22 protein-coding genes and 1 riboswitch are annotated in these 23,325 nt (G+C 36.8%); of the genes, 11 read left to right on the top strand and 11 right to left on the bottom strand.

Annotated elements, in window-relative coordinates:
• Positions 1-12 precede the first annotated feature (12 nt).
• From BUC25_RS04470 to BUC25_RS04460, 3 genes are all read right to left on the bottom strand, one after another.
• Positions 13-1,806 carry an assimilatory sulfite reductase (NADPH) flavoprotein subunit gene (locus BUC25_RS04470; RefSeq protein ID WP_073200030.1) on the bottom strand — a complete coding sequence of 598 codons (1,794 nt, stop codon included), beginning with the start codon at positions 1,804-1,806 and terminating at the stop codon, positions 13-15.
• A 111-nt stretch (positions 1,807-1,917) separates the two neighbouring features.
• Positions 1,918-2,649, bottom strand: coding sequence for a phosphoadenylyl-sulfate reductase (locus BUC25_RS04465; RefSeq protein ID WP_073200029.1), 732 nt, complete (start codon positions 2,647-2,649; stop codon positions 1,918-1,920).
• 167 nt (positions 2,650-2,816) lie between these two features.
• A riboswitch (SAM riboswitch) is annotated at positions 2,817-2,932 on the bottom strand.
• 127 nt (positions 2,933-3,059) lie between these two features.
• Positions 3,060-3,854 carry an STAS domain-containing protein gene (locus BUC25_RS04460; protein WP_073200027.1) on the bottom strand — a complete coding sequence of 265 codons (795 nt, stop codon included), beginning with the start codon at positions 3,852-3,854 and terminating at the stop codon, positions 3,060-3,062.
• A gap of 109 nt (positions 3,855-3,963) precedes the next feature.
• Between BUC25_RS04460 and BUC25_RS04455 the strand changes: the two genes are divergently transcribed.
• The gene (locus BUC25_RS04455; RefSeq protein WP_073200025.1) at positions 3,964-4,287 is read left to right on the top strand and encodes a winged helix-turn-helix transcriptional regulator; all 324 of its coding nucleotides are present in this window, start codon (positions 3,964-3,966) and stop codon (positions 4,285-4,287) included.
• A 148-nt stretch (positions 4,288-4,435) separates the two neighbouring features.
• Here the strand turns inward: BUC25_RS04455 and BUC25_RS04450 are convergent, their stop codons facing one another.
• Positions 4,436-5,398, bottom strand: coding sequence for an aldo/keto reductase family protein (locus tag BUC25_RS04450; protein ID WP_073200024.1), 963 nt, complete (start codon positions 5,396-5,398; stop codon positions 4,436-4,438).
• A 138-nt stretch (positions 5,399-5,536) separates the two neighbouring features.
• On the opposite strand from BUC25_RS04450, the gene BUC25_RS04445 reads away from it, so the two are divergent.
• The 5 genes from BUC25_RS04445 (at position 5,537) to BUC25_RS04425 (ending at position 10,721) form a co-directional block, all read left to right on the top strand.
• On the top strand, positions 5,537-6,661 hold the full coding sequence (locus BUC25_RS04445; RefSeq protein ID WP_073200022.1) for a sensor histidine kinase: 1,125 nt from the start codon (positions 5,537-5,539) through the stop codon (positions 6,659-6,661).
• Positions 6,658-7,296, top strand: a complete 639-nt coding sequence (locus tag BUC25_RS04440) for a response regulator (protein ID WP_073200020.1) — start codon at positions 6,658-6,660, stop codon at positions 7,294-7,296. The genes BUC25_RS04445 and BUC25_RS04440 overlap by 4 nt, the downstream gene beginning before the upstream one ends.
• A 114-nt stretch (positions 7,297-7,410) precedes the next feature.
• Positions 7,411-8,343 (top strand): ABC transporter ATP-binding protein, encoded by a 933-nt coding sequence (locus BUC25_RS04435; RefSeq protein WP_073200018.1) that lies wholly within the window; start codon positions 7,411-7,413, stop codon positions 8,341-8,343.
• A gap of 12 nt (positions 8,344-8,355) precedes the next feature.
• Positions 8,356-9,621: an ABC transporter permease gene (locus BUC25_RS04430; RefSeq protein ID WP_073200017.1), complete on the top strand. Its 1,266-nt coding sequence runs from the start codon at positions 8,356-8,358 to the stop codon at positions 9,619-9,621.
• On the top strand, positions 9,621-10,721 hold the full coding sequence (locus tag BUC25_RS04425; protein WP_073200015.1) for an ABC transporter permease: 1,101 nt from the start codon (positions 9,621-9,623) through the stop codon (positions 10,719-10,721). The genes BUC25_RS04430 and BUC25_RS04425 overlap by 1 nt, the downstream gene beginning before the upstream one ends.
• 575 nt (positions 10,722-11,296) lie before the next feature.
• Here BUC25_RS04425 and BUC25_RS04420 read toward each other — a convergent pair.
• The 3 genes from BUC25_RS04420 to BUC25_RS04410 all read right to left on the bottom strand — a co-directional run bounded on the left by BUC25_RS04420 (position 11,297) and on the right by BUC25_RS04410 (position 16,056).
• Positions 11,297-12,715 carry a cryptochrome/photolyase family protein gene (locus tag BUC25_RS04420; RefSeq protein WP_073200013.1) on the bottom strand — a complete coding sequence of 473 codons (1,419 nt, stop codon included), beginning with the start codon at positions 12,713-12,715 and terminating at the stop codon, positions 11,297-11,299.
• 517 nt (positions 12,716-13,232) lie between these two features.
• Positions 13,233-14,594 carry an NADP-specific glutamate dehydrogenase gene (gene gdhA, locus BUC25_RS04415; RefSeq protein ID WP_073200011.1) on the bottom strand — a complete coding sequence of 454 codons (1,362 nt, stop codon included), beginning with the start codon at positions 14,592-14,594 and terminating at the stop codon, positions 13,233-13,235.
• 160 nt (positions 14,595-14,754) lie between these two features.
• The gene (locus BUC25_RS04410) at positions 14,755-16,056 is read right to left on the bottom strand and encodes an MFS transporter (RefSeq protein ID WP_244535123.1); all 1,302 of its coding nucleotides are present in this window, start codon (positions 16,054-16,056) and stop codon (positions 14,755-14,757) included.
• A gap of 217 nt (positions 16,057-16,273) precedes the next feature.
• Between BUC25_RS04410 and BUC25_RS04405 the strand changes: the two genes are divergently transcribed.
• On the top strand, positions 16,274-16,633 hold the full coding sequence (locus BUC25_RS04405) for a hypothetical protein (protein ID WP_073200007.1): 360 nt from the start codon (positions 16,274-16,276) through the stop codon (positions 16,631-16,633).
• A 189-nt stretch (positions 16,634-16,822) separates the two neighbouring features.
• Here the strand turns inward: BUC25_RS04405 and BUC25_RS04400 are convergent, their stop codons facing one another.
• The 3 genes from BUC25_RS04400 to BUC25_RS04390 all read right to left on the bottom strand — a co-directional run bounded on the left by BUC25_RS04400 (position 16,823) and on the right by BUC25_RS04390 (position 18,770).
• The gene (locus BUC25_RS04400) at positions 16,823-17,083 is read right to left on the bottom strand and encodes a hypothetical protein (protein WP_073200006.1); all 261 of its coding nucleotides are present in this window, start codon (positions 17,081-17,083) and stop codon (positions 16,823-16,825) included.
• A 161-nt stretch (positions 17,084-17,244) separates the two neighbouring features.
• Entirely contained in the window at positions 17,245-18,075 is an 831-nt protein-coding gene (locus tag BUC25_RS04395) for a DUF2268 domain-containing putative Zn-dependent protease (RefSeq protein WP_084543357.1), read from the bottom strand.
• On the bottom strand, positions 18,072-18,770 hold the full coding sequence (locus BUC25_RS04390) for a class I SAM-dependent methyltransferase (protein ID WP_073200003.1): 699 nt from the start codon (positions 18,768-18,770) through the stop codon (positions 18,072-18,074). Before BUC25_RS04390 ends, BUC25_RS04395 begins: the two co-directional genes overlap by 4 nt.
• A 245-nt stretch (positions 18,771-19,015) precedes the next feature.
• Between BUC25_RS04390 and BUC25_RS04385 the strand changes: the two genes are divergently transcribed.
• The 3 genes from BUC25_RS04385 (at position 19,016) to BUC25_RS04375 (ending at position 22,331) form a co-directional block, all read left to right on the top strand.
• Positions 19,016-19,513, top strand: a complete 498-nt coding sequence (locus BUC25_RS04385) for an Lrp/AsnC family transcriptional regulator (RefSeq protein ID WP_084543355.1) — start codon at positions 19,016-19,018, stop codon at positions 19,511-19,513.
• On the top strand, positions 19,510-20,676 hold the full coding sequence (locus BUC25_RS04380; protein WP_073200001.1) for an aminotransferase: 1,167 nt from the start codon (positions 19,510-19,512) through the stop codon (positions 20,674-20,676). The genes BUC25_RS04385 and BUC25_RS04380 overlap by 4 nt, the downstream gene beginning before the upstream one ends.
• A gap of 494 nt (positions 20,677-21,170) precedes the next feature.
• Positions 21,171-22,331, top strand: a complete 1,161-nt coding sequence (locus tag BUC25_RS04375) for a family 43 glycosylhydrolase (RefSeq protein WP_073199999.1) — start codon at positions 21,171-21,173, stop codon at positions 22,329-22,331.
• Positions 22,332-22,464: 133 nt separating this feature from the next.
• Here BUC25_RS04375 and BUC25_RS04370 read toward each other — a convergent pair whose 3' ends face one another.
• The gene (locus tag BUC25_RS04370; RefSeq protein WP_073199997.1) at positions 22,465-22,752 is read right to left on the bottom strand and encodes a HesB/YadR/YfhF family protein; all 288 of its coding nucleotides are present in this window, start codon (positions 22,750-22,752) and stop codon (positions 22,465-22,467) included.
• Positions 22,753-22,981: 229 nt separating this feature from the next.
• Here BUC25_RS04370 and BUC25_RS04365 point away from each other — a divergent pair, with 229 nt between their 5' ends.
• The gene (locus BUC25_RS04365) at positions 22,982-23,308 is read left to right on the top strand and encodes a MerR family transcriptional regulator (protein ID WP_073199996.1); all 327 of its coding nucleotides are present in this window, start codon (positions 22,982-22,984) and stop codon (positions 23,306-23,308) included.
• The last annotated feature ends 17 nt before the right edge of the window (positions 23,309-23,325 follow it).

Raw genomic sequence — 23,325 nt, 5'->3', positions numbered from 1 at the left:
TCCTTTCCCCCTTTAATACACATCTCGTTGATATCTCTTCTCTGCTTTTAGTTTATTGACATAATCTTTTGTTGCTTGTTCGTCTAACCTGCCTTCTTGTGAAATGATCATGTGTAATGTTTCATGAACATCCTTGGCCATTTTCTTTTCGTCACCGCATACATAAATATGTGCTCCTGCTTCAATCCACTCATATAATTCCTTAGCTTTTTCTAGCATACGATGCTGAACATAGACTTTTTCTTTGCTATCACGGGAAAAGGCGACATCCATTTTACTGAGACACCCTTTTTTAAGCCAATTTTGCCAATCTACTTGATATAAAAAGTCAGAACGGAAATGTTGATCACCAAAAAAGAGCCATGTTTTTCCTTTTAATTCCAACTCTTCCCTTTCCTCGATATAGCCTCTAAACGGCGCCACTCCTGTTCCAGGTCCAATCATTACGACAGGTGTTTCTTCATCAAAAGGAAATTTAAAATTAGGATTTTTATGCACATAGACATTTAGCATATCACCAGGCTTAATTCTATCGGCAATTTCTCCTGTACAAACACCACATCGGTCACGTCCATGGGTGTGATATCTAACGGTTGCCAGGGTTAAATGGACTTCATCGGGATTTGCCTGATGACTACTAGAGATCGAGTACTGTCGTGCAGGAATTTTTCGTAAGATTTGCATAATTGACGTCGGTTCGAGATTTTTCGGCGGGTAGTCAGTAAGTAAATCTAACCAATCTCGACCTTCTATATATGTTTTTAGTTCAGATGTATTTTTTAACAATTGGGATAACTTTTCGTTATTAAAATGAATTGCTGCTTTTTCTATTAATCCTTTTGTTAATCTAGTAATCTCAAAAATAGAGGTGAGCGCCTCTTGGATCGAGCGAATCTCTCCTTGTTTATTAATAGGTATTGTTTGTTCCGAGTTCCAGCCAAGTGTCTCAATGATTTGTTGAACTAGCACAGGATCGTTTTTTGGATAAATGGCTAAACAATCGCCAGGTTCATATTGCAGATTCGAATTATCCAAAGAGATTTCAATGTGTCTGGTTTCTTTATTAGAGCCCTTTCCACTCAGTTTGATGTTATCAAGCACCTCTGCAGAAAATGGATTGCTTTTCGAGTAGATAGGCTGCTCAGCAGGGCTGGTTTTTACCAGCTCTTGACTTGTATCCGGACTGGACTCGTTTTTCAGAAATTCAAATACACCATTGATCCACTCCTCCGCTAATTCCTCATAATCGACATCACAATCTATGCGATGGTGAATTCTGTTTGCCCCGAGTTCTTCTAAACGTTTATCAAAGTCTTTTCCCGTTTGACAGAAATGCTCATAAGATTCATCACCAAGGGAGAGGACAGAGTATTGAACCTTATCTAATTTAGGTGCTTTTCTGCTGTGCAAAAACTCATGAAATAAAATAGCGTTATCTGGTGGGTCCCCTTCCCCATGTGTTGCCGTTATAATCAGCAAATCTTCTGCTTCCTTAAGCTTCTTTGGTTTGTAATCATCCATACTGGAAATGGTGACAGTTCGATCTATTGCTTTTAGACGTTGGGAGACGTTTTCAGCTAGTGATTGACTATTTCCGGTTTCCGATCCATATAGAATGGTCACTGTTCTTGTTTTTACTTTTTCAGGATGTTTTACTGGCGTCGTATCCTGTTTTTCGGCTGCTTGTGAAGCTGCTAGATAGCCTGCTAGCCAATTCTTTTGAGCATCTGTTAAGGTTGGTAAAACTTGATTTAATATCTCCGTTTGTTTTTCATCAAACGGACTATTCACCACTTGTAGTGTCATTCTATTCACCTCTTTTTTTGAAATACTAAAACGTATCATTCAATCCATCGTTATCGTTTTTATTTGCATTAATCCGATAGAATTACTTAGGTAAAGCAATAAAAAAAGCGTTTAGTTTGTAGATGATGGTGAACTAGCATGTAGACCACATTCTGTTTTCTGAAAGTCAGCCCATCTGCCGGCACGTTCATCATCATTATTTAACACTTTTGCAGTACATGGAATACAACCAATACTGGGATAACTTTGATCATGCAATTTATTGTAAGGTAAGGCGTTTAATTGAATGTAATCCCAAACGTCTTCCCACGACCAATGAATCAGCGGACATATTTTGATGGATTGAAATCGATCATCTTTGTTAATAAATCTCGTGTTAGCTCTTGTGGGTGATTGTGATCTTCTTAGACCTGATATCCAGGCTGTTGCTCCAGATAATGCTTCTTCAAGAGGTTTAACTTTTCTGATATAACAGCATTGATCAGGGTTTCTTTTCCATAAAGCAGCGCCATATTGTTCACGTTGTTCATCTACGGTTATGGAAGGTTTTTTCATTTCAATTTTTAATAACGGGTACCGTTTCTGCACTTCTTCAATTAAGTCATATGTTTCTTGAAAATGCAGGTCCGTATCTAAAAAGACTAATGCTGCATCTTTTTTTACCTTGGCAATAAGGTCAATAAGTACCATGCTTTCTGCACCGAAACTGCAAGCGTAGACTAATGAGTCACCATAGCTTTGATAAGCCCATTCAATAATGTTTAAAGCTCCTTTAGTGGGATCATCTACTGGTGGGGTTTCCTCATTTAATGGGCTTTCGATATAACTTTTGTACGTAATCATGTGTTTCCCCCTTTATCACAGTGTAACCGCCTCTAACCCCACTATTTACTCGATTGAAGTATAAGCAAAGTAGCTGGGTAGTGAATAAAAGGCGATAAAACTTTTTCGTAGAAAGTAAAAACCTCCTTATCGTATTTGATAAGAAGGTAGGCAATTTTTGACGTTCCTCCTTATCTTTCGGGTTACAACATTTGTTGTCCCGCAGGATTTGGCACAGTGTTCCAATAACGAACCTGTTGCCGAGGTTTCTAAGGGCCTGCCCCTCCACCTCTCTGGATAAGAATTCCATTTATTAACATTTAACACTATAATAAACCCTTAATTTGGAAATGTCAATGATTTCTATTGTAAATTTTGTGAATATTTGTGATTTTTATTAGAGAGAGGCATTATACCTTTTCCTAATAATGTCACTTTAAAGAAATAACAGCGTCCCGAACCGTTGGATATACGTGTATCTTGGAAAGGTTCACATTACGTAAGGAAGATGACATCGCTATTTGGCTACTGATCCCCGTAAAAATAATAGTAGTTCCTACTAATTTCATAGAATTTATAGCTTTGAATAATAGTTGTAACCCTGAATCTTCAACGCTTCCAATTCCTGTAAGATCAAATATAAGAAATTCGATTTTTTTATCGACTACATTATGAATGGTTTTATTCATTAAATTAGTTGCTTTTTCAGCGTCAATTTTACCAATTAAAGGACATACGCCAATGTGGTGATCAATTTTAATAATAGGCACAGAAAGTTCCATTAAATCGTCAGATAAATGTTTGTCAGTTTCCACTTGATAAATATGCATGAATCCACGTACATAACCTGAGTTGAAATGAAGTATCATTTCGTCAATTTTTTTGGACAGTATATAATATTCATCATAAGTTATAGTGTGCTTTTTAGCATTTTCTTTCAGGATGTTGAATATGGCTTGACTAACCAATGGGAGAAGGTCAAGCGTCTTTAAAAAAACGTCACGATCTAGTCTTATATTTCCATTTTTAAAACCAGAACTTTTAAGTTCATTACATATCTCGTCGTTAGTAACACTGTTCAAATTTGTACTAAGTATATAGATTAAATTTTCTATCAATATATAAATATGTGGATGTTCGTGTTGATTATAGATGGAATTTGCAATGTTGGAGCTCTGTTGTGAGAGTACATGAGCAGTATATTTACTATGATTTTCTTCAGGCATTTTTATCTTTTCCTCCTCAGTTCTTATAAAAAAACTATAATAATATAAGTTTATAGGATTAAGATAAGAATAAAAGAGGTATATTAATTTATACTAAGGGGAGAGATATATGGACAAAGATTTGGAAAATACAAAAGTTGTATTAGATGTAGTATGTGGAAAATGGAAGGCAGTTATTTTATTAAAATTATTCGACGGAACACTTAGGTTTGGAGAAATTAAAAAAAGTATTCCATTAATTAATCATCAAACATTAATAAAGCAATTAAGAGAATTAGAGGAGGATCATTTAATTTCTAAAAAATCCTACCCAGTTGTCCCGCCGTGGGTTGAGTATTCGTTAACAAAATATGGAAGAAGTCTTAAGCCATTATTAAATGAGATGGTAGCATGGGGAGAGAAACATAATAACAAAGACAAAACACCTTCATAATAAAACTCCAAACGATTTCAAAGTTAATTCAAATCGTTTGGAGTTTTTCTAATAAGCAAGGAAAGTATAACCGTTGGTATTACTGTGTTTTGGTATCCAATTCCTGTTTTAAATGTGAAGTGAATGAAGATATAGTTGATTAGTTATGTTATTTATTATGAGAGTTATCGTGTGCCAGAATATCCTCTACTTTTGCTAATGTTTCTTGTGAAAGGGATATTCCTGAGGCTTTTGCATTTTCTTCGATTTGTTCAGGTCGGCTTGCACCAATTAATGCACTGGAAACATTATCCTGACGCAAAATCCAAGCAATTGCTAATTGTGCTATTGATAAATTTTCGTTGGCAGCAATTCCTTTTAATGCTTCTACTCGTTCTAAGTTCGCTTCCGTTAAAATTCGTGATAGGTCTAAGTCTTTTTGGGCAGCGCGACTATCACTAGGAATCGCTTCTCCTTTTTTGTATTTACCAGTGAGTACACCCTGAGCTAAAGGAGAAAATACAACTTGACCAATTCCATTTTTCTCACTAACCGGAATTACTTCTTTTTCAATATAACGATGCAGCATACTATAATTCGGTTGATTAACAACGATTCGGTCCAGTAACTTTCTATCAGCAATACGAACAGCTTCTGTCATTTGTTCGGCAGTCCATTCGCTAACCCCTATATATAGAATTTTTCCTTGTCTAACTAAATCTTCCAATGCTCGCAACGTTTCCTCAATCGGCGTATCCGAATGATAGCGGTGGCAATAATAGACATCGACGTAATCTAAGCCTAATCTGTCTAAACTAGCATTGCATTGCTCGATAATATGCTTTCGAGATAACCCTTGGTCGTTGGGACCATCTCCCATTTTACCAAAAACTTTCGTTGCTAATACATAGGAATTTCTAGGATATTTACGCAAAGCTTTACCGACAATTTTTTCTGCTTCCCCACGCATGTAGACATTTGCCGTATCAAAAAAGTTGATCCCTAAATCATAGGCTTTATCGATGGAAGCTTCTGCATTTTTTTCTTCCACATATCCTCCGTAAGTGAGCCAGCTCCCTAAACTAATCTCGCTGACTTTTAGGCCGGTATTTCCTAAATGACGATATTGCATAAATTTGTTCCCTCCATGTTAAGCGTTTACATTATTATAAAGGAATACAAAAAGAGAAGCGAATGATCTGTTCTGCATTGACATAGAAATGTATGCTATATTGTATAGAGATGACTTAGGCAGAAGTGGGGGAGTAACTTGCGTTTTTCTTTTTGGATCTGGTTGGCATTATGGATCGTAACATGGGCATGCGCTATATTAGTGGAGGTAAATGCGAGCCCTGGATTAATTACATATTTAATCGGGATGTCTGCTTTGTTTTTTGTTTGTTTTTTTCTTACTTCTATTGCTGCAAAAAGTCAACCGGTACTATGGGTTTTTATCATTAGTATTATCACTGTTAGCTTTTTACTACCGCTCAATAATGAGATTAACCCTTTTACTTGGATGATGTTAGGTTTGGTACTTGCCGTTACTATAAATCAATCAGCAGGCCACAAATTATATGGCTTGGTTTCACTTATTCTATTATCAGCAATTTTATTACATATTGAATACGTATCACCAATGATAGCAAGTTTCTTCTTCGTCTTATCTGTCTCTGTTTTGACAGGCACGTATTACTATCAATACAAACTAGTCAGCAACAGAGGAATGAAAGACCGCTACCAAGCGTTATTACAAACCTATCGAAAACATAAAAGAGATACCGTGACAAATGATCAGCATGCTAGACAACAGGAACGTATCATGATTGGACGAGAGATACATGATAGAGTTGGTCACACGTTAACAAACTTGTTAATGCAAATTGAGATTTTAAGATTACAGGATAATAGAGCAGAATGGGACCTTTTAAAAAACTTAGCGAATGAAAGCTTGTCTGAATCAAGAAAAGCTGTAAAGGCACTTAAAGAAGATCATGTGACAGGAATCGCAGCAGTGATTCACCTAATCCGTAAGTTAGAGGCAGAACAGTATGTTTCTATTGCTTTTTTAACAAGACAAAACGCCTTATCCGTCTCCTTAAGCCCTAAGCAGGCAACAGTTGTTTACCGAGCGATTCAGGAATCATTGACTAATGTTATGCGCCACAGCAGAGGTAAGGAAGCGACCATTATATTAGAAGCACCAGGTACTACGCATTTTCGCTTCGAAGTTATTAATCCAGTAGAAGATGACATAGAGTATAGGGAAGGCTTTGGGTTAAAATCTATGAAAGAAAGGTTAGCACAAATAGACGGAGAATTAGATGTATTAGTATACAATAATCAATTCATCGTACGTGGGTTATTTCCTATAGAGGGGGAGAGAGTGGAATGACTGATATCTTACTTGCGGAAGATCAAGCTATTGTCAGACAAGGAATAAAGATGATGTTAGAGACAGATCCGGAGTTAAAAGTAACAGGCGAAGCCAAAAACGGCCGTGAAGCACTTGCTTTGCGTGAAAGAAATCATTATGATTTAGCGATTTTAGATATCCGTATGCCTGAAATGGATGGTCTCGATACTGCTAAAGAGCTATTGCGTCGTTTTCCTCAAATGAAAGTTCTAATGTTAACCACATTTAATGATGAGGAATATGCCATTCGCGCACTGAAAATGGGTGTTCGTGGCTATTTATTAAAAGATGCAGAAGCAAGCCAATTAATTCATGCGATAAAAGATTGTTTAGCTGGCGGCTTACAGTTACCTGGAGAAGTTGCAAAAAAAGTGGTGCCACATCTATTAGAAAGAAAACAAACAAGTATAAAGAAGACGAACACGACCATAACAAATCGGGAATCGGATATTTTGTGCTTATTAGGAGAAGGGAAAAGCAATAAGGAAATTGCCCAAGTCTTAGCTCTATCAGTGGGCACTGTTAAGAATCATATTACACACCTTTTAGATAAATTAGAATTGAGAGACCGGACACAGCTTGCAATATACGCCATACAGAATGATTATATTTAAAAGTGACGGAGGTCATGGTATCTAATGAAAGAAGTGACTAAGGGCAGTGTGCAGACTGCTCTTTTTTTAATAAACTAAGGCTAGCGCTAATGAAAGTAAAGGAGGGTGACGAAATTGTTGGAAACTCATGATTTACGAAAGGCATTTAAAAAGAAAGTCGCAGTTGATGACGTTAACTTATATTTGAAGGAGGGTGAATCTGTTGGTTTGCTCGGACCAAATGGAGCAGGAAAGTCGACGTTGATTTCGATGATTTCTACTTTAGTGAAACCGACTTCAGGTATTGTTACATGGAATGGCCAAGATATTATTAAACAACCGAATCATATTAGACCAATACTAGGGGTGGTTCCCCAAGAAATAGCTCTATATAAGGAGTTATCCGCATATGAAAATGTAAAGTTTTTTGGAAAAATATATCGACTACGGGGTAAGAAGTTAGAAGAAAAAATTCAGGAAGTTCTAGAATTAGTTGGACTAAAGGATAGACAAAAAGAAGTAGTTAATAATTATTCTGGTGGGATGCAACGAAGAATTAATTTAGCTGTCGCTTTATTACATGAACCAGAAATTCTTATTATGGATGAGCCAACTGTGGGCATTGACCCGCAATCTAGGAATTACATTCTGGAAATGGTCAAAAAGCTAAATGAAGAAAAGGGAATCACTGTCCTGTACACCTCACACTATATGGAAGAGGTCGAAAAATTGTGTGATCGAATCTATATCATGGACCATGGTAAGGTGATTGCAACGGGAACCAAAGATGAGTTGACTGGTATTTTATCAAGTGAAGAAACAATCCAATTAGAACTTGATCAATCACCGCAAATCTTCAAGAAATTACTTGAAGAGCAAGAGAATGTTCTTAAAGTAACGGAATGGGAAAAAGGTTTAACATTAATTGTTTCTAAAAATAACCGAAAGCTTGCCCATATTTTTCAATTAGCAGAACAAGAAAAGGTCTCCATTATCAGTGTAGACGTAAAAGTTCCATCCTTAGAAGATGTGTTTTTGCATCTGACAGGCCGGAGATTAAGAGATTAGGAGGTGGGAGGCTTGTTAGATTTCTTGATGAAGGATTTAAAAATATTATGGCGAGATCGTAGCGAATTACTGATTATTTTTCTTATGCCATTTGTACTAATGACTATTCTCGGCTTCGCACTAAACGGAGTAATGAGTGGAAGTCCAGGAGTAATTACAATCGATGTAGCCATTGTTGAAAAAGACCAGCATGAAGAGGGTATTCAACAATTCAATGAGGCTGTATCGAGTCAATCGATACCAACTCAAGCACAAGAGGCTTTAATGCAAGCGGCACAACAACTAAGTCCTAATGCTCTATTGAAAAACCTTATAAATGAAGAATTATCCGACATTGTAACCTTAACAGAGATGACAGAAGATGAGGCGAATCAGCAATTGGCTGAACAGGAAATAGATACTGTATTACTAATTCCAGAGGATTTCACCTATGATACATTGCAAAATATGTTGTTAGGTGAGGAAGTAACAAGTACGATAACGATTCGAAAAGGCGAACATGCTCATTTTGAAAGTGATATTTTTCAGAATATTATGGAGCAATTCACCGATACCATGACAGTAGAATCCGCTGTTGCAAAGGTTTCGGGAAGAGGTGATTCATCAGATGTGGAAATCGAAAGCTTTGTTCAGGAAGAAACGGTGACAGATAGAGATTCAGTTAGTTCTATGGAGTATTACACCATTGGTATGGCGGTTATGTTTGCTTTCTTTATCTCCGCTACAATGGCATCTAAGGCGTATACGGAAGTGAATCAACAAGTGGTAGATCGAATGATGCTAACGGGGATTCATCCCATTTATTTTTTATTGGGTAAAGGTGCAGCAGTTATTATAATGGCTGTAATTCAAATAAATATATTATTTATACTGTCTACTTTTATTTTACAGTCCTTTCAGCCGTTTTCTCTATCGATATGGCTTACAACATTACTGGTTACTTTATGTTATGCAACAACCATAGGAGCAATCGGCAGTTTACTTGTAGCATTAACGATAAAATATGGTTCAAACTCCATATCAGATGCGTTTGCTGGTGGTTTTGTCAGCGTCTTGGCTTTATTAGGTGGGAGTTTCATCCCAACGGATGGTTTTCCAGCCATTTTTCAAACGATAGGAAATTGGACACCGAATGGTATGGCCCTTCGTTCATATATGCTGGCAAATCAAGGGATGCCAATCGATAGTATTGTCCCATATCTATTCAGCCTTTTAGCGATCGCGGTTGTTATCTTTAGTATTAGTATAATGATCTTTCCGCAAAGGAGGTCAAAATAATGTTCCACATATTTACTCTACAATGGCAACGATTTAGAAGAAAACCACTAATGGTGTTAGCGATGATCGCGATGACAATCGTCTTTATCCTGTTTATTGGTGGTGCAAATAGCGAACCGCAAACAATGATTCCTGTAAGTTTTTCTGACGATATTGTCGATTCTGAAAGGTCCGGGTGGATCGATCAGTTAAATGAATTAGATGGTTTTAAATTTGCGGATACAGAATATGAGCAATCAAAGGAACGTGTCGCCTTAGGGAATTCCAGTTTTGGAGTGATTATTTCAGAACAGCATTATACCTTTTTAGTCGGTACGGAAACGCCAAACCAATCCATTGTTGAACAATTTATCAGTTCGCTTTATTGGGAAAAGGAGAAAATCGATCTAGCGGTGTCTGCTTCTGGTGATGATGAAGCAAGCACAAAAATAGAGAAAAGTTTAAAAAATCCACCGATAAAAGTAGAAAGTGTTATTGGAGAGTCAGAAAAAGACTTCTTTATTTTCGATAATCAATTACAAGCTCTATTTGGTATGACCCTATTCTTTGCTATTTATACTATTGTGTTCAGCTTGAGTGAAGTGGCAGAAGAAAAGCAGAGAGGAAGCTGGGATCGGCTTATATTATCACCTGTTCGTAAGTGGCAGGTCTATTTAGGTCATTTAAGTTCGGCATTTGTAATAGGTATGGCACAAATGATTGTCATTTTTCTAATGTTCCAAGTGTTATTTGGATTTGATATAGGGGATAAATGGTTGGAAATACTGCTTATCTGTGCATTCTATACGTTTGCAATAGTCTCCTTGGGAATGCTGATTATCGGTCTTGTTAATAAGGCATCCCAGTTAAGTGCGATAGTTCCGATTGTTGCTGTAAGTATGGCTATGCTGGGTGGTGCTTATTGGCCAATCGAAATTGTAAGTAACAATATGGTAATAATCGCTGCTAAAGCTGTACCGATTACGTATGCAATGGACGCATTAAAGTCGGTTACTATTTATGGAAATGACCTAGCAACCATTACACAACCGTTGGTAGTACTCTTTTTCATGGGCGTTCTTTGTATGGGAATAGGCATCAACCTAATGGAAAGGCGTTAGAAAAAACACGTTCGGTTTGCTAATCAACGAAATCCAAACGATACCTTTTCGTTTGGATTTACATACATAGTAAGAAGATACTGCGACATAGCAGAAGTGGTAATTATGAGATTTTATATGTGCTTTGCAACTGCTTCGGCTTGCTCGTTTTCCGCGGGTTTTTACCCTAAGCTAACTTTTTAAGCAAAGTTAGCTAAAAAAGTGGATCTTAGGGTAAAAACATCCCGCAGGAGTGAAAACGGACGCCTTCGCTCTATATGGATACAACAACTGTTGTCACAGCTATCATGTTGATCTTTCTATAAGTATTTCGTTTATATTACGCGATAGTAGTCTTTATTTAAACTCTTGCATCTATTGTAGAATTAGCATAGGCGTTCGCTTCAACTCCTATGGGACTCGTTTTTCCTGAAGATCCGCTTTTCCATGTGGTTTTTGCTTGGGGAGTTAGCTGAAGGGAAAATCCCATGGCATAGAAAACAATACGGAAGCTTTGCTTGAGTCGATGTTGCACATGTGCCCGTGGTGAAAGGGAAGCGAACAAGCCATAGCGGTTGTTACGCACAAATTTACTGTCAATCCCCTTTTTTCATCCTTTGAAATGCCTCTAATGCTCGCTCGCGTGCAAACGTATGCTCTACTATAGGTGCAGGATAATCTTGTCCAATTTCAACAGATGCTTGTTTTAGAATCTCTTTAGATGCTTCTGACGGTTGATATAAATACTTAGTAGGTAAATCACTTAATTCTGGGAGCCACTTTCGAATATAAATACCATCTGGGTCAAATTTTTCAGCCTGTTTTACTGGATTGAAAATACGAAAGAATGGTGACGAATCAAATCCGGTACCTGCCACCCATTGCCAACCAAGTGTATTGTTGGCTATATCATGATCTACTAAATGTTTTTCGAAATAGGCTTGACCTTCTAACCAGTGCGTTAACAAATGTTTCACTAAAAAAGAAGCTGTCACCATCCGAACGCGGTTATGCATATAGCCTGTTTCCTTAAGCTCGCGCATCCCTGCATCGACCAGCGAATATCCAGTAATACCATATTTCCATTTTTCCAAGGCTACCTCATCTTTTTTTAACCATGGAAAAGTAAGGTAAGAAGATTGAAGAGGTTGATCGATAATATGTGGAAATTCCACTAATTGATGATAAGCAAAATCGCGCCACGCTAATTGTTTTAAAAATGTTTCCGCGCTCTCTTCATGTCTATGTGACAAACCTTTTTCCATACTTATTAATTCGAGGGTTTCTTTCGTTTCATGCCAAATTAATCTTGGCGTTATTTCTCCTTGTGCTAAATGAGGTGACAACAGTGAAGTAGCATCTATTCCTGGAAAATTCCGATATTCTTGGTAATCTGTTAATTGATTTTGTAAAAAATATCGCCACTTTTCTAATGCAGCTGTTTCGCCTGCTTTCCAGTAGTTTCTTAGCTTCGAACTTGTTTCCAAATCGGTTTCCTCAGGTTCGCTTTTGTACCAATTGATAGCCTTAGGTTGGAGTAGAGGTTTTTTAATGGGCAAAGCTCTTAGGTTTTTCCAAAAAGAAGTAAATACTTTGTAGGGGTTTCCTTGTTTATTTATAATGGTGCCAGGTTCTGTTAGTAAGCTTGAGTGAAAACGTTGAACAGGAATCCTAAGGTTTTCATATATTTTCTGATCTGTCATGCTTTCTTTGGGATCATAGGAATAATTAAAATACAATGCACTAGCATCTACTTCTTTTACGATTTCAGTTAAGATCATTTCAGGGTTCCCTTTTCGTATCAATAGTGTACCACCTTGATTTTTGATCGTTTGTTGAAAAGCAAAAACAGCTTGATGATGATAAAGGTCACTATTGGTAAGGTTGTGCGTGCTTGATGATGGTTTATGTATGTAAACAGGAATTACTATTCCATCCTGCGCGGCATGGTACAGAGCAGGGTTATCCATTAAACGAAAATCTCGCCTCAACCAAACGATAATTTTATTAGTCATTATTTGCACCTCACTTTGTGGTTAGTATACCCGTTTTGAGAAAAAAAGAATCTGAAAGGGTGAATAGCAGGATTGAAACAAAAAGTATATGAAGCTTATAATCTTATCTTAATAAATTAGTTTAATTTTTTGTTACTATTAGAAGCTTTTCGACACGATCAAACTCGTGTAAAAGAAATACTTTAAAACTTCTAAAGTGGGCGCAGTTATATAACAATCAAAATATTGAACATCAATCTATTTTAGATGTGGTAAGAAATAATTAGAGATTTAGACAAAAGTATTCTTTAATCAGAATAATCCATGCAATTTAGAAATCTCTGTATGAGTAGAGGTCGGGTATAAGGGGGAAGGGGTCAAACCAAAGCGAATAAATAGATCATGTCAAAGTTGCTCTCAAGTGTATGTCTTACTTTTCTTCTAATACGCATAAAATCCAAACGATTCGAAAGCTAATCGAATCGTTTGGATTTTTTTAGTTAAAAGTTTCTTTTGTTCCAATCTCTCTTTCTTGGAATTAAATAACACCTTGTGCTACCATTGCGTCTGCTACTTTAAGGAAACCGGCGATGTTGGCACCAACTACTAAGTTTCCAGGCTGACCAAATTCTTCAGCAGCTTGGACACTGTTTTTATAAATATCTTCCATGATTTCTTGAAGTTTTTCGTCCACTTCTTCAAATTTCCAAGAAAGTCTCGCACTATTCTGAGCCATCTCAAGTGCAGAAACTGCAACACCACCAGCGTTAGCAGCTTTTGCTGGTCCGAACAATACTTCTTTTTCTAAGAATACATCAATCGCTTCTAAAGTTGATGGCATGTTGGCACCCTCACCAACTGCTTTTACACCATTTTCAACTAATGTTTTCGCAGCATCTTCATTTAATTCGTTTTGTGTTGCACATGGAAGTGCAATGTCACAAGGAATATTCCAAATGCCTTCAAATCCAGCAGTATACTCTGCTTCTGGATGTTCATTAACGTACTCTTTAATACGTTTTCTTTCTACTTCTTTAAGGCGTTTAACGGTCTCAAGGTTAATTCCGTTTTTATCATAAATATATCCACTTGAATCACTACATGCAACGACTTTTGCACCTAATTCAGTAGCTTTTTGAATCGCATAAGTCGAAACGTTACCAGAACCGGAAACAACGACAGTTTTTCCTTTGAAGCTGTCTCCTTTTCCTTTTAACATTTCCTGAACGAAATAGACAGTACCAAAACCAGTTGCTTCGGTACGGGCCAAGCTACCACCGAAGTTAAGACCTTTACCAGTTAACACACCAGCTTGGTTTCCGCCGCGCATTTTCTTATATTGACCAAACAGGTAGCCAATTTCGCGAGCACCAACACCGATATCACCAGCAGGAACATCTGTATCTGGTCCGATATGCTTGGATAATTCGCTCATAAAGCTCTGGCAGAATCGCATGATTTCGCCGTCAGATTTACCTTTTGGATCAAAGTCAGATCCACCTTTACCGCCACCAATTGGTTGGCCAGTTAAAGAGTTCTTGAAAATCTGTTCAAAGCCTAAAAATTTAATAATACTAGCGTTTACAGAAGGGTGGAAACGAAGACCACCTTTGTAAGGTCCAATTGCACTGTTAAATTGTACACGGAAACCACGGTTAACTTGTACTTTTCCTTCGTCATCTACCCAAGGTACACGGAAAGAAATAATTCGTTCTGGTTCTACCATTCTTTCTAGTATGTTTTCTTCCATGTAAACCGGCTGTTTTTCGAATACCGGGACTAAGGAATTAAATATTTCTTTTACAGCCTGATGGAATTCATTTTCACCAGGATTACGTTTTTTGACAGTTTCGAACACGTCGTTTACATAATTTTGAGCTACTTGATTTGCATTTGTCATATCTTAATTGTTCTCTCCTTACTTTATATATTATTAAGCATAAGCGTGACACCAACATTGTCTATCTTATATTGTCTAATTTTTGCGAAAATATCTCGCTAATTTCAAGTGTATTATATCAAATTGATCTAAACAATGCTCATGCGAGATACAATTGATATCATTTTGAGATAGGTTGAACATTTGTTCCAAGTTTTTTATCGGAGGGTACAAAATAAAGAATAACCATACCGATCAAAAATAATACAATTAAACTAAGTATGCCTGCATTGGATTTACCGGTAAGTTGAGCTGTAGCACCCAACAGAAGTGGACCAGTAATAGAGGCGAATTTTCCGAATATGTTGTAGAAGCCAAAAAACTCATTAGCATTTTGTTTTGGGATTAACTTCGCGAAATAGGATCTGCTTAAGGCTTGTATCCCTCCTTGTGATGAAGCCACTAACATGGCAAGAATCCAGAAATCGATTGCAGTTTCTAGAAAATAGCCGTAAACACAAACGATCATATAAACACTGATCCCCACATAGAGCATGATCTTAGCTGAGAAGCGATTAGCCAACTTGCCATAGATAACAGCAAATGGGGCTGCTACTACTTGAGTGACTAATAGAACAACCAATAAAATGGTGGAACTTAAACCAACATCAGTTCCATAGGCTGTAGACATTGAAATAATGGTCCCGACACCATCAATGTAGAAAAAATAAGCAAGTAAGAAAATGCTTAGGTATTTATATTGTCGAATATTCCTCAATGTTCGAATAAGTCGTTTGAAGCTTTGTCTAATCGGTTTTGGCTCATTCTCTATATAATGCAGTTGTTGAACATTTTTTATAATTGGGATTGCAAAAACAGCCCACCATATGCATGTAATTAGAAATGCAATCTTGCTTGCAGTAGTGCTGTTTATTGGTAAGAGACCTTGTTGAGCTAATAATATAATTGAAATACTTATAATAAATGGAATCGTACTTCCAATATATCCAAGACCAAACCCACGTGATGAGACGCTGTTCATTCGCTTATCTTTTGTAATATCCACTAGAAAGGCATCATAGAAAACATTAGCACCAGTGGAACCTAAGGAGGCTAACGTAAAAAAGATGAGGAGTAATAGCCATTGTCCTTCTGGTACGAACACTAAGGCGAAGGTTGAGAAAATACCGAGTCCCATAAAACTCACAAAAAACCTTTTTTTAAGTCCTTGATAATCTGCAATCGTACCCAAAACAGGACCAAGTATAGCCAAAATAAACGTGAAAATAGCAATGGTATAACCTAAATAGGCAGTTGAGTTTGCACCTGTTATTCCTGCTTCCGTGGCTTGCGCCTTATAGTATATCGGAAAAATGGCAGTAGTAATAATGACACTAAATGCAGAACTTCCCCAATCATAAATCATCCAACTATTTTCCTCTTTAGTAAACTTTCCCACTGTGACACCATCCTTTTGTTTCATATAATTTAGCTATTTTTAAAACTTTTAAAAGTTTATTGGTTTATCTAGTAGCGAAGCCCTGATTCATTTTCTGACTCCAACATATGGAAGTCTCACTTCATTGTACTTGAGCGAAGGTGAAAAATCCCATAGAAAAGAAAAAATTTTTACATAAGTTTAATATTATTGAGAACGGGTACATTAAAACCAAGAAATTAAAGGGAAAGGATGATGATCCATGTATAAAGCAATTCAGGCATTCTTTAAAGAGGAAGACGATGCGGAAACAGTTAAGGCAGATTTAAACAAACTAAAGTCAAATAATATTCGAGTAGACAAGCTGCCAGAAGCAGATCGCACAATACTGTTAACTCCATTAACATACGCTGGAAATGGCACTACAAATGCTGGTGGCGGTGCTGGTGCAGGTATTATAGGAGCCTTCACCCGAGATAATGAAGGAGCCGGTATCAACACAGACAACAGTCCAAGGGAATACACAGTTGAATGTGAAGTAGAGGAAAGTGATTATCAAGAAGCGTTGAAAATCATTATGGAAAATGATGGTCATATGGATAAGAATGCACTAGAAGACTAAGTAAATGGAGCAAAGTTTTCCGCTTTGCTCTCATTTTTTTGTGATAAAGTGATACTATAAGATCCCTTTCGGAAATAAGCTAATCAAAGAAAATAAAAGCTTCATGGGGGATGTTATTCCCCCATGAAGCCGTTAACCTTCACTGTGGCCGATATTTAAACCTTTTTAATCCGAGCAAATGCTCTGTATTTACCAGAAAAATAGTGGTAAAAACGCGATAGTAGCAATCGCTCCAAGTGCGATACCGAGTCCTAACCCCCATGGATACCCTCGTCTGTATCCGTAATATCCAATCCCGTAGCCACCCATTCCTCGATTTGGACCGAGTGGATCTATAAATACTTGAGATTGGTTAACACGTCTAATTATACCTCTGTGAACTTCTCCATGATGCGTAACTATTTTTACAGGACGACCAATATTTCGGTTGCAAAAATGATAATGTGACATTCTAAGTCTCCTTTCCATACCAATGCACTACAGCATTACTACTATATAAGGTATGCAATATATTCTTTTAGGTATGGTCAAGTGTCAACGGACATTTTCACTATTTTTCACGGTAACCTCCTGATAAGTTTGCCTGACAATCCGTAAGATGTACAAACATCTTAAGCAAGATCCGCATCAGAGATAAATTCTTCATTCTCAACCCTTAATAATGCTCTTGGGCTTTTTTTGTTTTTCTCCATATAACGAAGAACAATGTTATAACCAATAATATAACCGATATTTTTAGGGATGCCTTTACTGCCGTACATAAGCAAGTCATGTTTATAGTTCATACGTTTTATTTTTTGATGGGGCTTGATCCATCTTTCCCATAATTCAGAAAGTGCTTCATCTGATAAATATTCAATCCGTTTATTCCCATAAGATTTACCTATTTTCTTCCGTACAAGCCATTCCGCAATCCCCTCTAGTATAACTGCATCTAATAAAGTATAGTTAAATTCCTCTTTTGGAAAATGATGCAACCTGCAGGTATGGCTATACTCATGGATAAACAATGCTGCGATTTCTTTTGTGCTAGCAGTTGAAGATAAAAATAAAAATAATTTATCTGGATAGCTTAATCCTGCATTACTATTAAACCATGCTTTTAATTCTCGAATGTCTTCATTTGATGGTAAGATAAAAATATTAGTAGAGGGCCCCTCCCATGCACGTTTGCATCTTTGATACAGATTATTCACTGTTGAATAATAATCTTTATTTAACCATTCATTGATAAAAGTAGCCGATGTAACGGGAGAAAAAAGTCCGTGTCTTAAAAGATGGTCCTGTATATTTCCTGGAGTGACTTCTGGAAAGAAAGAGGATAGAGGTTCACAGATAGCAGAGAGATGGATTTTATGCTTTTCCTGACTTGTGCTGCTAGCTTGTTGGTTTAAACTTGTGCTTAGTTTTTTAAGCCACTCATCAGTAGCATGGACGGTCATCTTTCATCCCCTCTCTTTGTGGCAGTGAATAAATATGCTAACAATTGATCTTCATATTTTTCACTTAAGTGAAAATGCTCATTTAAAATGTCCAAAGTTTTTTCATCGAGTGCTTGATTGAGAGGTGCAGTTGAACTTGATTTATTTACTTGATGAAATGCGATGTCCTTATATCGATGGTTAGATAAACTCTTTTTCCAATCCGTTAATGAATAAAGATTTGGTAATTGATAAAAATGTTTGATCTCCTCTTGACCCTTTAATGAAAGATCATTTGTGTGCACCATTTCTAATAGAATAAGCTTTCCATTTGGTTTTAAACATCTCGTTATTTCTTGCATGGCTTGCTTTATCTGGGTAAAGGTAAGTACAGATTCGGAAATGATAAGGTCAAAAAATGAAGAAGCAAACGGTAGAGAAGTAACGTCAGCTTGTTTTATTTTTACATTTCTAATATCTTTTGATTGTTCTTTGGAAATGGCAACCATTTCAGAAGATATATCAATGCCATAAATAGCTGCATTTGTCTTAGAGCGCAAATACCGGATGGTTTCACCGACACCACAACCAACTTCTAATATATTTTTCATATTTGATATGTCCTGATTATCTAACCATTTTTCTGTAGTTTCCTTTCCACCTGGATGTGCATAGGCTATTCTTAATTGGGTTAATAGATCATGATAAGTCTTCATAGGATCATTCCTTTCAAGTGTCTTCAAAGCTTTCTGAGATAGGCTCGAACTTTGGCTGGAAATTTTTATTGGGGTAAGCGGCATTAATTCCTGATAAGTTGCACCAAGTATAGTAGGTAACTACGACTTCCATTGATTGAAATCTCACTTTATATTTGGATTTAATTGTAGTATGATTAAGTATTAGTAAGAATAAATAACAGTTGTATATAGTCTATACACAACATCTAAAGAAGGTGAATGGATTGGAAGAAAAAGAGATTGAATTATTGAAATTATTAGAAAAAAACGGACGAATTGAAACAGATACAATAAGTAAAATGTTGGATATACCTTCAGACACGGTGGAGGAAATGATACAAAAGCTAGAGAAAGACCATACCATCCTGGGATATTCCACATTGGTCGATTGGTCCAACGTCTATGAATATGAGGGAGTAGCCGCACTCATCGATGTTAAAGTAACACCTGTTCGAGGTGTTGGCTTTGATAAAATTGCTTCTCGTATTTACAGATTCCCGGAAGTGAAAGCTGTATATCTAATGTCAGGTGCTTATGATCTTAGTGTATCAGTAGAAGGCAAAACGATGATGGAAGTTAGCCGATTTGTTTCAGATAAGTTATCTACCCTTGATACAGTGCTTTCGACTACTACCCATTTTATTTTGAAAAAATATAAACACGATGGCATTATTTTTGATAATGATGACGACGATGACAAAAGAATTATGGTGACACCATGAGTCCTTCCTATTTAGCTAAACATGTGGAAGAGTTAAAACCGTCAGGAATTCGTAAATTTTTTGATTTGGCATCAAAAATGGAAAATGTCATCTCATTAGGGGTAGGCGAACCAGACTTTGTAACACCTTGGAATGTAATTGAAGCTAGCTATCATTCACTGGAACAAGGATATACCGCTTATACTGCAAATGCAGGGTTATTGGAATTAAGAGAAGAAATTAGTGAATACTTAAGTGAAACATTTTCGCTAACTTTTAATCCCGAAAATCAAGTTCTCGTGACAGTTGGCGCGAGTCAGGCAATTGATTTAGCATTGCGAGCTATTATTGAACAAGGTGATGAAGTTATTGTTGTGGAACCTTGTTTTGTATCCTATAGTCCAGCTGTATCATTAGCTGGAGGTGTGCCAGTTCCTGTAAGTGCGAAAGCGGAAAATGAATTTAAAATATTGCCAGAACAAGTGGAAGCAGCAATTACTTCACGTACAAAAGCAATCGTTTTATGCAGCCCAAACAATCCGACAGGGACGGTATTAAGTAAAGAAGAATTAGCTGCTATATCAGAAGTGGTAAAGAAACATGATTTGATTGTTTTGTCTGACGAAATTTACGCAGAACTGTCTTATGATGAAATGGCAACGAGCATTGCAGCTGTTGAGGGTATGATAGAACGTACAGTAGTTATTTCAGGTTTCTCTAAATCATTTGCAATGACGGGTTGGCGTTTAGGTTATGCAGCCGGACCGAAAGAAATTATGGAGGCAATGACCAAAATCCATCAATATACGATGATGTGTGCACCTACAATGGCACAGCATGGTGCTTTGGAAGCATTGAGAAATGGAAATGACAGTGTAAGAGACATGAAAACGAGTTATAAACAAAGACGTAATTTTGTCGTGAAGGCTTTGAATGAAATGGGTTTATCTTGCCATTTACCTGGTGGTGCTTTTTATGTGTTCCCTTCTATAAAGGAAACAGGATATAGTTCAGAAGAATTTGCCCAAAAATTACTGGAAGAAGAAAGAGTGGCGGTTGTACCTGGACACGTATTTGGTGATAGCGGAGAAGGAAATATTCGTTGTTCTTATGCTACCTCGATCAAACAACTGGATGAGGCAATGAAAAGAATGAACCGTTTTGTTCAAAAACACTGTAAGTAAAAACAAGAAGAAGAGACAAACAAATTATATAATTAAAAAATCCAAACGATCAGGTGAAATCGTTTGGATTTTTCTGCGTCGTAGGAACATGCTACGCAATAACTTATGTGTATTTATTAGCCAAAGTGGTAATTTTGAAATGTATTGTCTGATAACATCCGCTCCGGCTGCCCACTTTCCATTCCGTGGGGTTTTCCCTTCAGCTAACTTTTTTAAGCAAAGAACGCTTATAAAAGTTAGCTGAGGAGAAAAACCCGTGGAAAGAGAAGCGGACAAGCCGTAGCGGTTTCTAAGCACAAACATCATCTCAAAATTACTACATCATTTATTGCGCAGTTTCCGTATAATGCGCAATAATCTGTTTTTACTGCGTTAAACGTCTGAGGGATATAGTTGTTAGCATAAGTCAGTATAATATTGCTGGAATTGTGTAGTTGTAAGTACAAGTGCTCTTGTATATAATAGTATTATAGAAGATAGAAAGGATGTCAGCAATGGAAATAAAGCGTATACATGATGTTGAGATAATAGCATCAAAAGGGGACAAAGTTGATTTGCCAAAACGTGTCAATGTTGAATTAGAAGATAACGTTACTGCTGAGTTTGATGTTAACTGGGAACAAGTTAATCAAAAAGAATTAGAGGAAAAAGGAAGCGTTGAAATAGAGGGTGACATTGTTCATAAAGACTATCAAAAGCCTTTTATTGAAAAAAGGGCAGATCCATACTTATATAAACATACCGATGGTTATTATTACTTTACTGGTTCTTATCCTTTATATGATCGTGTCGTATTAAGGAGAGCAAAAACAATTGAAGAGCTTCCTGAAGCAGAAGAGAAAGTGATTTGGTGGAAGCATGAATCAGGAATTATGTCAGAACATATTTGGGCACCGGAAATTCATTTTATTGATGGTAAATGGTATGTTCATGTAGCTGCAGGTGATAAAGATGATGTTTGGGCGATCCGGCCATATGTGTTAGAATGTGACGCTGAAAATCCGCTTGAAGGTGAATGGATAGAAAAGGGACAAATTAATACGGAATTTCAAAGTTTCTCGCTAGATGCTACCACCTTTGAACATAATGGGAAGCGTTACCTTGTATGGGCACAAAAGATAGAAAATGATACAATTTCTAATTTGTATATTGCAGAGATGGAAAATCCGTGGACAATTAAGAAACAGGTTTTTCTTTCTAAGCCAGAATTAGACTGGGAAGTAATTGGATTTGATGTTAATGAAGGACCAGCGATGATTAAGAATGATAAAAGAATTTTCATTGCCTTTTCGGCAAGTGCCACAGATGAGAATTATGCAGTTGGTTTGCTACACGCTGATATCAATAGTGATTTATTAGACCCTGCTTCATGGACGAAAGAAAAGGAACCATTCCTTGTTTCTAGTGATCAAACGAGTGAATATGGTCCAGGTCATAATAGCTTCAGTGTGGATGAGGATGGATATGAACTGTTAGTCTATCACGCCCGTCCTTATAAAGGCTTCAATACAGAAAATCCATTATATGATCATAATCGGCACGCACGGATCCAACGATTATTTTGGACGAACGACGGTTTCCCGTATTTTGGTGAACCGGGATATCAATTAGATGTCAATAATCACAAGGCAAAGGCTACGATCACTTTAAAATAGAGTATAAAAGCTGAGTATATATAAGTGTACTTCACAGGATAATTACACTTATCCTGTGAAGTGACCACTATTTCCCCTAGGAAAACCCCATTTGTTAAGGAAAATGGTCACGATTCGCTGTGTGAAATAAGGGTTATTCAATTATATATTCAATTTCTTCCATGTTTCTTGAGTATTTAATATGGAAGTTCATGTTGTCAAAGTACCACAGGTCTGATTCCTCTACAAAAAAGCGTATTCCCTCTTCTGTTACTTCTGCTCCCGGACTATTTGGTTCCACTTTTTCTAAAGCTAATGAAAACCCCTTATGTACACCACCGAATCCACCATATCTTGCGAAGAAACGGATGGAGTCCTGTTCCTTTAAATCTAACTCATTAATAAACCATTTTACTGCTGGTTTTGTTATCGACATTTTCATTTACTTCAGCCCCCTTTGCATAATCATAACGAAATCGATGGTATGTCTACCTTTATTGTACCGAAAACAAGGAGAGGTTGCTAGCAGTAGAGCTTTGTATAATGACTTTAACCATCATTTATAAACATTGTTAGATTATCTTACAAATACTTTTTCAAATGGAAAAGAGAAATGTATAATTCTAGTAAGGTCATATTACAACGGTAAACAAAATTAGGTGGTGTACCATATGGCAGAAGGTCCGTCATACAAGGAAAGAAAGGTTATAACAATTGGAGTCGTAAGTGAATTAACTGGTTTATCAGAACGTCAAATTCGCTATTATGAAGAAAGAAAACTTGTATACCCGGAACGATCACCAAAAGGTAATAGAAAATATTCCTTTGCAGATGTAGAGCTTCTAATAGATATTGCGAACAAGCGCGAAGAAGGTGTGCAAACGTTCGAAATTAGACAGGATATGATTCGAGCTGAGAAAAGAAAAGAGAAAAAAATGCGAAAACAGTTATTGCGAGGAGAAATCAATGCGAGATTCGGTATTCAGAAGGAAAGGTAATAGTAACTTTTTTTATA

Source organism: Gracilibacillus kekensis, assembly GCF_900143085.1.
GTDB classification, from domain to species: Bacteria; Bacillota; Bacilli; order Bacillales; family Amphibacillaceae; genus Gracilibacillus; species Gracilibacillus kekensis.
Note: the sequence above shows the minus strand (reverse complement) of the source record. Positions and strands in the feature narration are given on the sequence as shown.